At 56.3% G+C, this 14,786-nt stretch carries 12 protein-coding genes; 4 read left to right on the top strand and 8 right to left on the bottom strand.

Features of this window, described 5'->3' with window-relative positions:
• Positions 1-326 precede the first annotated feature (326 nt).
• The 3 genes from kefF (at position 327) to folA (ending at position 3,309) form a co-directional block, all read left to right on the top strand.
• A complete protein-coding gene (gene kefF, locus B3X29_RS02450; protein ID WP_103178231.1) occupies positions 327-857 on the top strand; it encodes a glutathione-regulated potassium-efflux system oxidoreductase KefF in 531 nt (176 codons plus the stop codon).
• Complete coding sequence (gene kefC, locus B3X29_RS02445) at positions 850-2,715, top strand: glutathione-regulated potassium-efflux system protein KefC (RefSeq protein WP_103178232.1); 1,866 nt, start codon at positions 850-852, stop codon at positions 2,713-2,715. Before kefF ends, kefC begins: the two co-directional genes overlap by 8 nt.
• 114 nt (positions 2,716-2,829) lie before the next feature.
• The gene (gene folA / locus B3X29_RS02440) at positions 2,830-3,309 is read left to right on the top strand and encodes a type 3 dihydrofolate reductase (protein ID WP_103178233.1); all 480 of its coding nucleotides are present in this window, start codon (positions 2,830-2,832) and stop codon (positions 3,307-3,309) included.
• Positions 3,310-3,353: 44 nt separating this feature from the next.
• On the opposite strand, the gene apaH is transcribed toward folA, so the two are convergent.
• The 6 genes from apaH to lptD are packed head-to-tail and all read right to left on the bottom strand — an operon-like array spanning position 3,354 to position 10,084.
• Positions 3,354-4,202, bottom strand: a complete 849-nt coding sequence (gene apaH, locus B3X29_RS02435) for a bis(5'-nucleosyl)-tetraphosphatase (symmetrical) ApaH (RefSeq protein ID WP_156653904.1) — start codon at positions 4,200-4,202, stop codon at positions 3,354-3,356.
• Positions 4,203-4,204: 2 nt separating this feature from the next.
• On the bottom strand, positions 4,205-4,582 hold the full coding sequence (gene apaG, locus B3X29_RS02430; protein ID WP_103178235.1) for a Co2+/Mg2+ efflux protein ApaG: 378 nt from the start codon (positions 4,580-4,582) through the stop codon (positions 4,205-4,207).
• Between the two features lie 3 nt (positions 4,583-4,585).
• On the bottom strand, positions 4,586-5,407 hold the full coding sequence (rsmA, locus tag B3X29_RS02425) for a 16S rRNA (adenine(1518)-N(6)/adenine(1519)-N(6))-dimethyltransferase RsmA (protein WP_103178236.1): 822 nt from the start codon (positions 5,405-5,407) through the stop codon (positions 4,586-4,588).
• A complete protein-coding gene (gene pdxA / locus B3X29_RS02420; protein WP_156653905.1) occupies positions 5,404-6,390 on the bottom strand; it encodes a 4-hydroxythreonine-4-phosphate dehydrogenase PdxA in 987 nt (328 codons plus the stop codon). The genes rsmA and pdxA overlap by 4 nt, the downstream gene beginning before the upstream one ends.
• On the bottom strand, positions 6,390-7,676 hold the full coding sequence (surA, locus tag B3X29_RS02415) for a peptidylprolyl isomerase SurA (protein WP_103178238.1): 1,287 nt from the start codon (positions 7,674-7,676) through the stop codon (positions 6,390-6,392). The genes pdxA and surA overlap by 1 nt, the downstream gene beginning before the upstream one ends.
• A gap of 53 nt (positions 7,677-7,729) precedes the next feature.
• The gene (gene lptD / locus B3X29_RS02410; RefSeq protein ID WP_103178239.1) at positions 7,730-10,084 is read right to left on the bottom strand and encodes an LPS assembly protein LptD; all 2,355 of its coding nucleotides are present in this window, start codon (positions 10,082-10,084) and stop codon (positions 7,730-7,732) included.
• 240 nt (positions 10,085-10,324) lie between these two features.
• Here lptD and djlA point away from each other — a divergent pair, with 240 nt between their 5' ends.
• Complete coding sequence (djlA, locus tag B3X29_RS02405; RefSeq protein ID WP_103178240.1) at positions 10,325-11,143, top strand: co-chaperone DjlA; 819 nt, start codon at positions 10,325-10,327, stop codon at positions 11,141-11,143.
• 44 nt (positions 11,144-11,187) lie between these two features.
• Here djlA and rluA read toward each other — a convergent pair whose 3' ends face one another.
• Complete coding sequence (rluA, locus tag B3X29_RS02400) at positions 11,188-11,847, bottom strand: bifunctional tRNA pseudouridine(32) synthase/23S rRNA pseudouridine(746) synthase RluA (RefSeq protein ID WP_103178241.1); 660 nt, start codon at positions 11,845-11,847, stop codon at positions 11,188-11,190.
• Between the two features lie 12 nt (positions 11,848-11,859).
• Positions 11,860-14,766 (bottom strand): RNA polymerase-associated protein RapA, encoded by a 2,907-nt coding sequence (rapA, locus tag B3X29_RS02395; RefSeq protein WP_114387961.1) that lies wholly within the window; start codon positions 14,764-14,766, stop codon positions 11,860-11,862.
• Positions 14,767-14,786 lie beyond the last annotated feature (20 nt).

Here is a 14,786-nt window from a genome sequence, read left to right as displayed (position 1 = left end):
TTTGTAAATCACTGCTTTTTAATGGTGTATTATTAATATTAAGTTAACCAATTGAGTTGTCAGCGGTTTTTTTATGAATGGTGTTTTTAAATTATGGATTAAATTCATTTTATTGATAATGTTTTTGCATTAATCCAAAGAGAATAATCTTAATGCTAAATATGATGTTTATTTTTTATGGAATTAATAAAAATAATAGATTTCCAAGCAAAGCCATTTACCAATCTTTGCGGTTAATGCCAGCAAGGCCAGAGACCCCTTCAAACGCCTCGCTTTCCTGACTACACTGACAGTCACAACAAGAAAGCCGTTTACCCAGGTTAATCATGATACTCATTATCTACGCCCATCCTTATCCGCACCATTCGCATGCGAATAAGCGAATGCTCGATCAGGTAAAGACGCTGGAGGGTGTAGAAATCCGCTCGCTCTATCAGCTCTATCCTGACTTTAATATTGATATCGCCGCAGAGCAGGAGGCGATTTCCAGAGCCGATCTCATCGTCTGGCAGCACCCGATGCAGTGGTACAGCACGCCTCCGTTGCTGAAACTGTGGATCGATAAAGTCTTCTCGCACGGCTGGGCGTACGGTCATAACGGGAGAGCGCTCAAGGGTAAAAGCCTGCTGTGGGCGGTGACCACCGGTGGCGGCGAAAGCCATTTCGATATCGGTTCCTTCCCCGGCTTTGAGGTGCTGGCGCAGCCGCTGCAGGCGACCGCGCTCTACTGCGGGCTCAACTGGCTCCCGCCATTTGCTATGCACTGCACCTTCGTTTGCGACGACGAAACCCTTCAGGCGCAGGCGCGCCACTACAAACAACGTTTACTCGACTGGCAGGAGGCGCACCATGGATAGCCATACGCTGATTCAGGCGCTGATCTATTTGGGGGCCGCGGCGCTGATTGTGCCGGTTGCGGTTCGTCTGGGGCTGGGGTCGGTGCTGGGCTATCTGATTGCCGGCTGCGTCATTGGTCCGTGGGGTTTCCGGCTGGTCACCGATGCCGAGTCGATTCTGCACTTTGCGGAAATTGGCGTGGTGCTGATGCTGTTCGTGATTGGTCTGGAGCTGGATCCGCGTCGCCTGTGGAAACTGCGCGCCTCGGTATTTGGCGGCGGGGCATTGCAGATGCTGGCCTGCGGTCTGCTGCTGGGCGGATTCTGCATCCTGCTGGGCATGGACTGGAAAGTGGCGGAGCTGATCGGTATGACGCTGGCGCTCTCATCCACGGCGATCGCCATGCAGGCCATGAATGAACGTAACCTGACGGTTTCGCAGATGGGTCGCAGCGCCTTCTCAGTGCTGCTTTTTCAGGACATCGCCGCCATTCCGCTGGTGGCGATGATCCCGCTGCTGGCCGCTTCCGGGGCGTCAACTACCCTGGGCGCCTTTGCCCTTTCGGCCCTGAAAGTTGTCGGGGCGCTGGCGCTGGTGGTCCTGCTCGGGCGGTACGTCAGCCGACCGTTGCTGCGTTTTGTCGCCCGCTCCGGCCTGCGTGAAGTCTTCAGTGCCGTGGCCTTATTCCTGGTCTTCGGCTTTGGTCTGATGCTGGAAGAGGCCGGGCTCTCTATGGCGATGGGGGCGTTTCTGGCAGGCGTTCTGCTGGCGAGCTCCGAGTACCGCCACGCCCTGGAAAGCGATATCGAGCCCTTTAAGGGGCTGCTGCTGGGGCTGTTCTTTATTGGCGTGGGGATGTCGGTTGATTTCGGGACGTTAGTCACCCATCCGCTGCGCATCGCGATCCTGCTGGTGGGCTTCCTGGCCATTAAAATGCTCATGCTCTGGCTGGTAGCTCGCCCGTTGAAGGTTCCCGCGAAACAGCGGCGCTGGTTTGCGGTGCTGCTGGGGCAGGGGAGTGAGTTTGCCTTTGTGGTGTTTGGCGCGGCAAACATGGCAAACGTGCTCGATCCCGAATGGGCGAAGGCGCTGACGCTGGCGGTGGCGCTGTCAATGGCGGTAACCCCGCTGCTGCTGGTGGTGCTGACCCGTCTCGACGCTGCCAACAGTGGTCAACAGCACGAGGCTGATGAAATTGATGAAGAGCAACCGCGGGTCATCATCGCCGGGTTTGGTCGCTTCGGTCAGATTGCGGGCCGTTTGCTGCTCTCCAGTGGGGTAAAAATGGTCATCCTCGATCACGATCCCGATCATATTGAAACCTTGCGTAAGTTTGATATGAAGGTCTTTTATGGCGATGCCACCCGCGTGGACCTGCTGGAATCCGCCGGGGCGCACAAGGCCGAAGTGTTGATCAACGCGATAGACGATCCGAAGAACAGCCTGCAGCTGGTTGAGCTGGCGAAGACGCACTTCCCGCATCTGAAAATCATCTCCCGCGCGCGCGATATCGATCACTACATCAAACTGCGTCAGACAGGTGTCGATGCCCCGGAGCGTGAAACCTTTGAAGGCGCGCTCAAATCCGGACGGCTGGCGCTGGAGAGCCTTGGCCTCGGGGCATATGAAGCCCGGGAGCGGGCCGATCTGTTCCGTCGCTTTAATATTGAGATGCTGGAGGAGATGGCGGAAATGGCGGAGAACGATGCCAAATCCCGCGCGGCAGTGGTTAAACGCACCAGCGCCATGCTGACCGAGATCATCAATGAGGATCGTAATCACCTCTCACTGACCCAGCGTCATGGCTGGCAGGGAACGGAAGAGGGTAAGCATACCGGCGATCCGCACGATGAGCCGGAGAGCAAACCTGTAGCGTGAAGAGGGGTTGCCAGCAAATATAAAAAATTTCCTGTTCTTTACTCTGCCGCCAGTCGACGAAAGATTAAGCTTTCCGTATAGTGGCGGCAATTTTTTGCATCCGGGAAATAATCAATGATCAGTCTGATTGCGGCGCTTGCGGTAGATCGCGTGATTGGTATGGAAAACGCCATGCCGTGGAATCTGCCTGCCGATCTCGCGTGGTTTAAACGTACAACGTTGAACAAGCCGGTAGTAATGGGCCGCCTGACCTGGGAGTCAATCGGGCGCCCGTTGCCGGGCCGTAAAAACATCGTAATAAGCAGCCAACCCGGCACGGACGATCGTGTTGAGTGGGTTAAATCCATCGACGAAGCCATTGCTGCCTGCGGCGATGCTGAAGAGATCATGGTGATTGGCGGGGGGCGTATCTATGAGCAATTCCTGCCGAAAGCGCAGAAATTATATCTGACCCACATTGATGCTGAAGTGGAAGGGGATACCCATTTCCCGGACTACGATCCTGACGAGTGGGAATCGGTGTTCAGCGAATTCCACGACGCGGATGCGCAAAACTCGCATAGCTACTGCTTCGAGATCCTTGAACGCCGCTAATGTGGTTACTGCACCTTTCCCGCCGGGAGAGGTGCAGCGCTCTTCTACGACGCTACGGCTTCATTTTCATCCAAATCCAGATGCCGGTTCGAAGGCTGCATAAACCAGGCTTTATCTTCCCAGCGCAGACAGGTGAGTTCTCCCCCCCAGCAGCAACCCGTATCCAGCCCATAAATGCCTTCAGGCGTGCCTTTCCCTTCCAGCGATGCCCAGTGGCCGAAGACGACACTGTACTGCTCCGTTACCGGGCCAGGGATTGCAAACCACGGCTTGAGCGGCGTCGGCGCGTTTTCCGGCACATCCTTGCAATACATATCCAGCTGACCATTCGGGAAGCAGTAACGCATGCGGGTGAAGGCGTTCGTGATAAAACGCAGGCGCGCAACGCCGCTGAGCTCCATGCTCCAGTTGTTGGGCATGTCGCCATACATCGCATCGAGGAAGAACGGGTAAGAGTCGCTGGCGAGCACCGCTTCGACGTCCCGGGCACACTCTTTGGCGGTTTGCAGATCCCACTGCGGGGTAATGCCCGCGTGCGCCATCACCACTTTTTTCTCTTCGTCGATCTGCAGCAGCGGCTGGCGACGCAGCCAGTTAATCAGCTCATCGGCGTCGGGCGCTTCCAGCAACGGCGTGATCCTGTCTTTCGGTTTATTGCGGCTGATCCCGGCGTAGACCGCCAGGAGATGAAGGTCGTGGTTGCCGAGGACGATCCGCACGCTGTCGCCCAGCGATTTGACATAGCGCAGGACTTCCAGCGAGCCAGGGCCGCGGGCAACGAGATCGCCCGTAAGCCACAGCGTGTCTGTACCTGGGGTAAAATCCACCTGCTTTAGCAAGGCGATCAGTTCATCGTAGCAACCGTGAACGTCGCCAATGAGATATGTAGACATGTTTAGTGAATGAGTGTTGGTACAGCCAGACGGAAAACAGGAATGGCAACGCGGAATGCATTGCCCTCGGTATCGACCATTTCATAATGGCCCTGCATGGTTCCCAGCGGCGTCTCGATTACTGCACCGCTGGTATACTGATACTCTTCGCCGGGCGCAATGTGCGGCTGTTCACCCACCACACCTTCGCCCTGCACTTCAATTTCACGGCCATTGCCGTTAGTGATAAGCCAGTAACGCCCCAGCAGCTGGACAGGGGTTCGCCCGAGATTGCGAATGGTCACGGTGTAAGCAAAAACAAAACGTTCTTCATCCGGTGTGGATTGAGACTCGATGTAAAGGCTTTGCACCTGAACACATACGCGGGGCGAATTAATCATGGCTTAGCTCTCCTTCGGCGGCGCATTTTCGCTGATGTAGTTAGCCAGCTTGCAGTACTGCTCTACGGAAATGTTTTCCGCGCGCATCGCCGGGTCGATACCCAACTGAGCTAACACGTCAACAGTAAACAGATTGCCAAGGCTGTTACGAATCGTTTTACGACGCTGGTTAAAGGCTTCGGTGGTGATGCGGCTCAGCACGCGCAGATCCTTCACCGGATACGGCTTCGTTTTATGCGGCACCAGGCGCACAACCGCTGAGTCAACTTTTGGCGGCGGCGTAAATGCCGATGGCGGTACTTCGAGTACCGGGATCACGTTACAGTAGTACTGTGCCATCACGCTTAAACGACCATACGCTTTACTGTTCGGCCCTGCAACCAGTCGATTAACGACCTCTTTTTGCAACATGAAGTGCATGTCAGCAATGGCATCAGTATAGCTAAACAGGTGGAACATCAGCGGCGTGGAGATGTTATACGGCAGGTTGCCGAATACGCGCAGCGGCTGGCCCATTTTCTCCGACAGTTCGCCGAAGTTCATGGTCATGGCATCCTGCTGATAAATGGTCAGTTTCGGCCCGAGGAACGGGTGCGTCTGCAGGCGCGCTGCCAGATCGCGGTCCAGCTCGATGACGGTAAGTTCATCCAGACGCTCGCCAACCGGTTCGGTCAGAGCGGCGAGGCCCGGCCCGATTTCGACCATTGCCTGGCCTTTCTGTGGATTGATAGCCGAAACAATACTTTCGATCACGAACTGATCGTTGAGGAAGTTTTGCCCGAAACGTTTACGGGCTAAATGGCCCTGGTGGACGCGATTATTCATTGAGTATTAACAATCATTTTGATGGCGAGATTAAGCGCCGTAATAAAACTGCCGACATCTGCTTTTCCCTGGCCTGCTAAATCGAGCGCAGTACCATGGTCAACAGAAGTACGAATAAAGGGTAAACCGAGGGTAATATTCACCCCGCGGCCAAATCCCTGGTATTTTAGCACGGGAAGGCCCTGATCGTGGTACATCGCCAGCACGGCGTCTGCATGATCCAGGTATTTCGGTTGAAACAGGGTATCGGCAGGCAGCGGCCCGCTGAGATTCATGCCTTTCGCGCGCATCTCTTCCAGCACCGGAATGATGGTGTCGATCTCTTCCATACCCATATGCCCACCTTCACCCGCATGTGGGTTCAGGCCGCATACCAGCACGTGCGGATCGGCAATACCGAATTTGGTGCGTAAATCGTGGTGCAGGATGGTAATGACGTCGCGCAGCAGATCCGGCGTAATGGCGTCGGAAATGGCTTTGATGGGCAGGTGCGTCGTCGCCAGGGCGACCCGCAGCTCCTCGGTTGCCAGCATCATCACCACTTTTGCGCTGTGCGACCGCTCTTCAAAAAACTCGGTATGACCGGTAAAGGCCACGCCGGCATCGTTGATCACCCCTTTATGGACCGGGCCGGTGATCAGCGCGGCAAATTCCCCGCTCAGACAGCCATCGCAGGCGCGCGCCAGCGTCTCCACCACATAATGACCATTTTCAGTGCTCAACTGGCCGGGGATAACCGGCGCGCGTAGCGGGACAGGTAGCAGCGTTAAGGTGCCTGCTTGCTGGGGAAGGGGAGCGTTTTCTGCCTGATACGGCAGAAGCGTGAGCGGGAGATTAAGCTGTTTCGCTCGCGCTTCGAGCACGCTGGCATCGGCGCAGATCACCAGTTCGACCGGCCAGCTGCGCTGGGCAAGCTGGACGACCAGGTCGGGACCAATCCCGGCGGGTTCGCCGGGAGTGATGACAACACGATGTTGTTTCATTAGTTGCTCAGGACTTTGACGTAGGCGCTGGCGCGTTGTTCCTGCATCCAGGTCGCTGCTTCTTCAGAGAACTTACGGTTGAACAGCATACGGTATGCACGATCTTTTTGCGCCGCATCGGTTTTATCCACATTGCGGGTATCCAGCAGCTCGATGAGGTGCCAGCCGAAGGTGGAGTGAACCGGTTCGCTCATCTGACCTTTGTTCATTCTCATCAGCGCATCGCGGAAGGCCGGATCGTAAATATCCGCAGCCGCCCAGCCCAGATCGCCGCCCTGATTCGCGGAACCTGGATCCTGAGAGAACTCTTTCGCGGCGTTGGCGAAGGAGGTTTTACCGCTGCGAATATCGGCGGCAATTTGCTCCAGCTTGGTACGCGCCTGCGTATCAGACATGATCGGCGAGGTTTTCAGCAGAATGTGGCGGGCGTGCACTTCCGTCACGGAGATGCTCTGGCTCTGGCCGCGCAGATCGTTCACTTTCAGAATATGGAAGCCCACGCCGGAACGGATTGGACCCACGATGTCGCCTTTCTTCGCCGTGCTCAGCGCCTGGGCAAAGATAGAAGGCAGCTCCTGAATACGACCCCAGCCCATCTGGCCGCCTTTCAGCGCCTGCTGGTCAGCGGAATAGGTGATCGCCAGTTTGCCGAAATCACCGCCATTACGCGCCTGATCGACGATGGAACGTGCCTGGCTTTCCGCCTCGGCCACCTGGTCAGAAGATGGGTTTTCTGCCAGGGGGATCAGGATGTGGCTCAGGTTCAGTTCGGTGCTGGCATCGTTCTGGTTGCCCACCTGTTTCGCCAGGGCATCCACTTCCTGCGGCAGGATGGTAACGCGGCGACGCACTTCGTTATTGCGCACTTCTGAAATCAGCATCTCTTTGCGGATCTGATTACGGTAGGTCGAATAGCTGATGCCGTCATAGGCCAGACGGCTGCGCATCTGGTCCGGGGACATATTGTTCTGCTTCGCAATGTTGGCGATAGCCTGATCGAGCTGCTCATCAGAGATCTTCACACCCATCTTCTGACCCATCTGCAGAACGATTTGATCCATGATCAAACGTTCAAGGATCTGATGACGCAGCGTGGAATCGTCCGGAAGTTGCTGACCTGCCTGACCCGCGTTGAGCTTCACAGACTGCATTAAACCATCAACGTCGCTCTCAAGTACCACACCGTTGTTCACAACGGCAGCGACTTTGTCGACAACCTGTGGGGCCGCGAAGCTGGTATTCGCGACCATAGCGATACCGAGCAGCAGCGTTTTCCAGTTCTTCATACTTTTTCCATATCAATTAACCGCAAAGCGGATTACGTGTTAAATCAAGTACATCACAATGAACTACGGTACGGCAGAATCGGTGAGCGCAGCATCTGCTGAGTACCCAGACCATAGTTGGAACTCAGGCCACGGAGTTCGATGTTAAAGCCGATGACGTTATCGTACTCGCTCTGATTTTTGTCTGGATCCCAGCCGTTAAGCTTACGTTCGTATCCAACGCGAATCGCATAGCAGCAGGAGTTGTACTGCACACCCAGCATCTGATCTGCAGACTTATTCTGGTTGGTATCGAAGTAGTAGGCTCCCACCACCGACCAACGATCGGCAATTGGCCAGCTTGCGATGCCTCCCACCTGCGAAATGCCCTCTTTCGTTTGTTCGGACGTGGCAAAGTTAGGTAACGTCGCCTGGATATATTCCGGGCTGGCGTAACGATAGCTGAGCTGTACCATTCGGTCTGCATCACGACGGTACTCGATTGAACCGCTACCGGTGGCAACATTGTTCAGCCGCGTGTCATATTGCACGCCGCTGCGCAGACCCCAACGATCGGTTATGCGCCAGTAAGTATCTCCGGCCCATACCAGCGATCCTTTTTTGTCGTCCTTCTCCCACTGGATATTGTCATCACCGGTACGTGCTTCGGTGAAGTAGTAGATTTGACCCACAGAAGCATTAAAACGTTCAACTGCAGCATCATCATAAATACGCGTTGTGACCCCGGTGGTCACCTGGTTGGCCGATGCAATACGGTCCAGACCACCGTAAGTACGGTCGCGGAACAGGCCGCTGTAATCAGATTGCAGGAATGAAGAGTCATAGTTCTGGATATTGCTCTGATCGCGGTACGGCACATAGAGATACTGGGCGCGCGGCTCCAGCGTCTGGGTATAGCCCTCGCTCCAGTTCATGTCGCGCTCGAAGACGAGCTTGCCGTCCACTTTAAACTGCGGCAGCACGCGGTTAACGGAATCTTCCAGACGCGTGCCATGATTGGCATTGTACATTTCCAGATTATCCTGCTGATAGTGGGTCGCCATCAGCTTCACTTCGGTATCGAGGCTGGCCCAGTCGTTTGAAACAGGCAGGTTAATCGTTGGCTCAAGGTGCAGACGCGTTGCTTCAGGCATGTCAGAGTCAGTATTGACGAAATGCACCGCCTGGGCGTAGACCCGGGTGTCAAAAGGACCCACATTATTCTGGTACCAGTTAACATCAAGCTGTGGCTCTGCAGCATAGGTGCTCTGCGTTTGGTCGCTAAAGACCTGGAACTGTTTGGTTGAAACGGTCGCGTCAAAATTCTGTACTACATAGCCCGCGCTGAATTTCTGCGTGGCGTAGCCATCGGTACTTGAGCCGTATTTAGAGGTAAAGTCGTTAAAATAGCTCGAGTCGCTGACTTTGGTGTAGTCGACGTTAAAACGCCACACCTGATCCATTACGCCCGAGTGCTGCCAGTAGTACAACCAGCGATGGCGATTATCCCCGGAGGTGTTTCTTGGATCATCCTCATACACTTTATCCGATGGCAGATAGTCCAGCTCCATCAGACCCGAACCCGCATGCGTCAGATAGCGGAACTCGTTCTCCCACATGATGTTGCCGCGCTTGTGGATATAGTGCGGCGTGATCGTCGCATCCATGTTGGGCGCGATATTCCAGTAGTACGGCAGGTAGAACTCAAAGTAGTTTGAGGTGCTGTACTTGGCGTTCGGGATCAGGAAGCCGGAGCGACGTTTGTCACCCACGGGCAGTTGCAGATACGGGCTATAGAAGACCGGTACCGGGCCGAGCTTAAAGCGGGCGTTCCAGATCTCCGCAACCTGCTCTTCGCGGTCGTGGATCACTTCGCTACCTACCACGCTCCAGGTATCCGAGCCTGGCAGACAGGAGGTAAAGGTCCCGTTTTCCAGAATGGTGTAGCGGTTTTCACCGCGCTGTTTCATCAGGTCCGCTTTACCGCGACCCTGGCGGCCAACCATCTGGTAATCACCTTCCCAGACGTTAGTGTCTTTGGTATTCAGGTTCGACCAGGCTTTCGGACCTTTCAGGATGACCTGATTATCGTCATAGTGCACATTACCCAGCGCATCGACCGTACGTACCGGTTCGGCTGCGCCTTCTGGCTGTTTCTGGTGCAACTGCACTTCATCGGCCTGCAAACGGCTGTTGCCCTGGTTAATATCCACATTCCCGCTAAACAGGGCGTCGTCAGGATAGTTCCCTTTTGCGTTGTCAGCGGTGATGGTAACCGGTAGCGTGTTCGTATCACCCTGTACCAGCGGGCGATCATAGCTGGGGATACCCAGCATACATTGCGAGGCGAGATCGGCTGCCAGACCCTGTTGACTGTACAGAGCCGTAGCTATCATCGTGGCCAGAAGGGTGGGGATACGTTTTTTCATACGTTTTATTTATTGTTCCGTCATCAGTGGCTTATCGCTGGCAAACGGTCAGAGACTATCTTACTCATCATCACAGTGCCAGCGTTAATCCTGCCCGTAAACGAGCCATGGTGATAGGCTCGTTATTGAATGACGAGTATGATAATGCAAATTATAGGCGATGTCCTTCACTTGACCGTGGCCAGGCCACCGGAATGATGGCGTTGCGCTGGATCAAATCGATCACCATTTGGGGAGTATATGCAGTATTGGGGAAAAATTATCGGCGTAGCGTTCGCTTTACTGATGGGCGCGGGCTTCTGGGGTATCGTTCTGGGGCTGCTTATCGGCCATATGTTTGATAAAGCGCGCAGTCGCAAGATGGCCTGGTTCGCTAACCAGCGTGAACGCCAGGCGCTTTTTTTTGCGACAACCTTCGAGGTAATGGGCCATCTGACCAAATCGAAAGGGCGTGTCACCGAGGCCGACATCCATGTCGCCAGCCAGTTTATGGATCGCATGAACCTGCACGGTGACTCCCGGGCGGCCGCGCAAAACGCATTTCGTATCGGTAAGGCGGATAACTATCCCCTGCGCGAAAAAATGCGTCAGTTCCGCAGCATCTGCTTCGGGCGCTTCGACTTAATTCGGATGTTTCTGGAGATTCAGATCCAGGCGGCGTTTGCCGATGGGTCGCTCCACCCGAACGAACGTGAAGTGCTGTATGTTATCGCCGAAGAGTTGGGCATTTCCCGCACCCAGTTCGATCAGTTCCTGCGCATGATGCAGGGCGGCGCACAGTTTGGCGGCGGCTATCAGCAACAGCAGGCGGGCGGTGGCGGCTGGCAGCAGGCGCAGCGTGGTCCTACCCTGGAAGATGCCTGTAATGTGCTGGGCGTGAAGCCAACCGATGAACCGACAACCATCAAGCGGGCCTACCGTAAGCTGATGAGCGAGCATCACCCGGATAAGCTGGTGGCCAAAGGTTTACCGCCAGAGATGATGGAGATGGCGAAGCAAAAAGCGCAGGAAATTCAGAAAGCCTACGAGCTTATCAAAGAGCAGAAGGGCTTTAAGTAAGGAAGCGGTTGGCCCGGCGGCAAGGGGTGCTGCCGGGCAACGGATCAAAAGTCTGCCGGTGCCTTAAAGGTCATCGGCGTACCGTATTCCGGGTGGGTGATGGTGAGCATCTGTGCATGCAGTTGCAGACGCGGCGCCATCGCCCGGGCTTCCGGCGTGGCATAAAAGCGATCCCCCAGAATCGGGTGACCCAGCGCCAGCATATGCACACGCAGCTGGTGCGAGCGGCCGGTAATCGGTTTTAGCAGCACGCGGGCGCTGTTGTCCGCCGCGTACTCCAGCACTTCATACTCGGTTTGCGCCGCCTTGCCGGTCTCGTAGCAGACCTTCTGCTTCGGGCGGTTAGGCCAGTCGCAGATCAGCGGCAGATCAACCAGCCCTTCCGCCGGTTGTGGATGACCCCAGACGCGCGCCAGGTACTGCTTCTTCGGCTCACGCTCTCGAAACTGACGTTTCAGCTCGCGCTCTGCCGCCTTGGTCAGCGCCACTACAATCACTCCGCTGGTGGCCATGTCCAGACGGTGGACGGACTCCGCCTGCGGATAATCGCGCTGAACGCGCGTCATCACGCTGTCTTTGTGCTCATCCAGCCTGCCCGGCACGGACAACAGGCCGCTTGGCTTGTTGACCACCATAATATGCTCATCCTGATAGAGAATGACCAGCCACGGATCCTGCGGCGGATTGTAGGGTTCCATCAACATGTTTCGCTCCGCTTACTGATGCGTCACAACGATAAGGCGCAGCGCATCCAGACGCCATCCCGCCTGGTTCAGGCTCTCAAGCACCTGCTGACGATTGGTTTCAATCGCCGCCAGTTCATCGTCACGAATATTCGGGTTCACCGCACGCAGGGCCTCGAGACGAGAGAGCTCCGCAGACAGTTTTTCATCCGCCTCGCTGCGCGCCGCATCAATCAGGGCGCGCGCTGCTTTCTCAACCTGAGACTCACCCTGCTGGAGGATGGCGTAGACATCCTGCTGCACCGCATTCACCAGCTTGCTGCCGGTATGGCGATTCACCGCGCTCAGCTGGCGGTTAAAGCTCTCAAACTCGACCTGCGCCGCCAGGTTGGTACCGTTTTTGTCCAGCAGCAGACGCACCGGCGTGGCAGGCAGGAAACGGTTGAGCTGCAGCTGTTTCGGTGCCTGAGCCTCTACCACGTAGATCAGCTCCAGCAGCAGGGTACCCACCGGCAGCGCCTTGTTCTTCAGCAGCGAAATGGTGCTGCTGCCGGTGTCGCCGGAGAGGATCAGATCCAGACCGTTGCGGATCAGCGGGTGTTCCCAGGTGATGAACTGCGCATCCTCGCGGGACAGCGCCACATCACGTTCAAAGGTGATGGTGCAACCATCTTCCGGCAGGCCCGGGAAGTCCGGCACCAGCATGTGATCGGACGGGGTCAGCACAATCAAGTTCTCGCCGCGATCGTCCTGGTTGATACCGACGATATCAAACAGGTTCATGGCGAAGCTGATCAGGCTGGTATCGTCATCCTGCTCTTCAATGCTCTCTGCCAGCCGCTGGGCCTTTTCACCGCCGTTGGAGTGGATCTCCAGCAGACGGTCACGACCCTGCTCCAGCTGCGCTTTCAGGGCGTCATGCTGTTCACGGCAAGTTTTGATCAGCTCGTCAAAGCCCTCGGTATTTTCCGGCGCCGCCAGATAGCCCGTCAGCTCGTTATGCACGCTATCGTAAATGGTACGACCGGTCGGGCAGGTATGTTCAAACGCATCCAGCCCTTCGTGGAACCAGCGCACCAGCACCGACTGGGCGGTTTTTTCCAGATACGGAACGTGGATCTGAATGTCGTGCGCCTGACCGATACGGTCCAGACGACCGATACGCTGCTCCAGCAGATCCGGGTTGAACGGCAGATCGAACATCACCAGACGGCTGGCGAACTGGAAGTTACGCCCCTCGGAGCCGATTTCGGAGCAGAGCAGCACCTGTGCCCCGCTGTCCTCTTCGGAGAACCATGCCGCCGCGCGGTCGCGCTCGATAATGGACATACCTTCATGGAACACCGCCGCGCGAATACCTTCCCGCTCGCGCAGAACCTGCTCAAGCTGAAGCGCGGTGGTGGCTTTGGCGCAGATGACCAGCACTTTCTGGGAACGGTTGGCGGTCAGATAACCCATCAGCCATTCAACGCGCGGGTCGAAGTTCCACCAGGTGCCAGTATCGCCTTCAAACTCCTGATAAATTTGTTCCGGATAGAGCATGTCCCGGGCGCGCTCTTCCGCTGTTTTACGCGCGCCCATGATGCCGGAGACCTTGATCGCCGTCTGATACTGGGTGGGCAGCGGCAGGCGAACGGTATGCAGCTCGCGTTTCGGGAAGCCTTTCACCCCGTTACGGGTATTACGGAACAGCACGCGGCTGGTGCCGTGCCTGTCCATCAGCATGGAGACCAGCTCCTGGCGTGCGGCGTCGGCACCTTCACGATCGCTGTTGGCCGCCTGGAGTAACGGCTCGATATCCTGCTCGCCAATCAGATCGCTCAGGGTGTTGAGCTCGTCGTTGGAGAGGTGCTTGCCCGCCAGCAGCAGGGCAACGGCATCCGCCACCGGGCGATAATTTTTCTGCTCTTCGACAAAGAGGTCAAAGTCATGGAAACGGTTTGGATCCAGCAGGCGCAGACGCGCGAAGTGGCTCTCCAGACCCAGCTGTTCCGGCGTAGCGGTGAGCAGCAGTACGCCAGGTACGCGCTCGGCCAGCTGTTCAATCGCCATATATTCACGGCTCGGCGCGTCGACATTCCACACCAGATGGTGCGCTTCATCGACCACCATGATGTCCCACTCGGCATCACAGAGGTGCTCAAGACGCTGCTTGCTGCGGCGCACGAAGTCCAGGGAGCAGATCACCAGCTGTTCGGTTTCGAACGGGTTATCGGCGTCGTGCTGGGCTTCGGCGTAGCGCTCGTCATCAAACAGGGAGAAACGCAGGTTGAAGCGGCGCAGCATCTCCACCAGCCACTGGTGCTGCAGGGTTTCTGGCACCACAATCAGCACGCGCTCGGCCGCGCCGGAGAGCAGCTGCTGGTGCAGGATCATGCCCGCTTCGATGGTTTTACCTAAACCGACTTCATCCGCCAGCAGGACGCGCGGCGCATGGCGGCGGCCAACGTCATGGGCGATGTTGAGCTGATGGGGAATCAGGCTGGTGCGCTGGCCGCGCAGACCGCTCCACGGCATGCGGTACTGCTCGCTCTGGAACTTGCGCGCACGGTAGCGCAGCGAGAAGCGATCCATACGGTCGATCTGACCGGCGAACAGGCGATCCTGAGGTTTGCTGAAGACCAGTTTGCTGTCGAGCAGCACTTCGCGCAGCATGACACCCGTCTCTTCGGTATCCAGTCGGGTTCCGATATAGGCGAGCAGTCCATTCTCTTCTTTTACGTCTTCAATCTTCAGCTGCCAGCCTTCATGGCTGGTAACGGTGTCGCCCGGGTTAAACATCACGCGGGTGACAGGGGAATCATTGCGAGCATACAGACGGTTTTCACCGGTGGCGGGGAAAAGGAGAGTCACCATACGCGCATCCAGCGCCACTACAGTTCCTAACCCAAGTTCGCTTTCTGTGTCGCTGATCCAGCGTTGACCAAGTGTAAAAGGCATATTTGTTCGGCTCTAATCTT

The organism is Leclercia sp. UBA5076 (assembly GCF_002416465.1).
GTDB lineage: Bacteria > Pseudomonadota > Gammaproteobacteria > Enterobacterales > Enterobacteriaceae > Enterobacter.
This window is presented reverse-complemented; position numbering and strand designations above follow the sequence as displayed.

What these genes read in the sequence shown, in the direction of transcription:
- kefF (WP_103178231.1), top strand. Translation starts at nt 327, where the DNA reads ATGATACTCATTATCTACGCCCATCCTTATCCGCACCATTCGCATGCG.
- kefC (WP_103178232.1), top strand. Translation starts at nt 850, where the DNA reads ATGGATAGCCATACGCTGATTCAGGCGCTGATCTATTTGGGGGCCGCG.
- folA (WP_103178233.1), top strand. Translation starts at nt 2,830, where the DNA reads ATGATCAGTCTGATTGCGGCGCTTGCGGTAGATCGCGTGATTGGTATG.
- apaH (WP_156653904.1), bottom strand. Translation starts at nt 4,202, where the DNA reads ATGTCTACATATCTCATTGGCGACGTTCACGGTTGCTACGATGAACTG.
- apaG (WP_103178235.1), bottom strand. Translation starts at nt 4,582, where the DNA reads ATGATTAATTCGCCCCGCGTATGTGTTCAGGTGCAAAGCCTTTACATC.
- rsmA (WP_103178236.1), bottom strand. Translation starts at nt 5,407, where the DNA reads ATGAATAATCGCGTCCACCAGGGCCATTTAGCCCGTAAACGTTTCGGG.
- pdxA (WP_156653905.1), bottom strand. Translation starts at nt 6,390, where the DNA reads ATGAAACAACATCGTGTTGTCATCACTCCCGGCGAACCCGCCGGGATT.
- surA (WP_103178238.1), bottom strand. Translation starts at nt 7,676, where the DNA reads ATGAAGAACTGGAAAACGCTGCTGCTCGGTATCGCTATGGTCGCGAAT.
- lptD (WP_103178239.1), bottom strand. Translation starts at nt 10,084, where the DNA reads ATGAAAAAACGTATCCCCACCCTTCTGGCCACGATGATAGCTACGGCT.
- djlA (WP_103178240.1), top strand. Translation starts at nt 10,325, where the DNA reads ATGCAGTATTGGGGAAAAATTATCGGCGTAGCGTTCGCTTTACTGATG.
- rluA (WP_103178241.1), bottom strand. Translation starts at nt 11,847, where the DNA reads ATGTTGATGGAACCCTACAATCCGCCGCAGGATCCGTGGCTGGTCATT.
- rapA (WP_114387961.1), bottom strand. Translation starts at nt 14,766, where the DNA reads ATGCCTTTTACACTTGGTCAACGCTGGATCAGCGACACAGAAAGCGAA.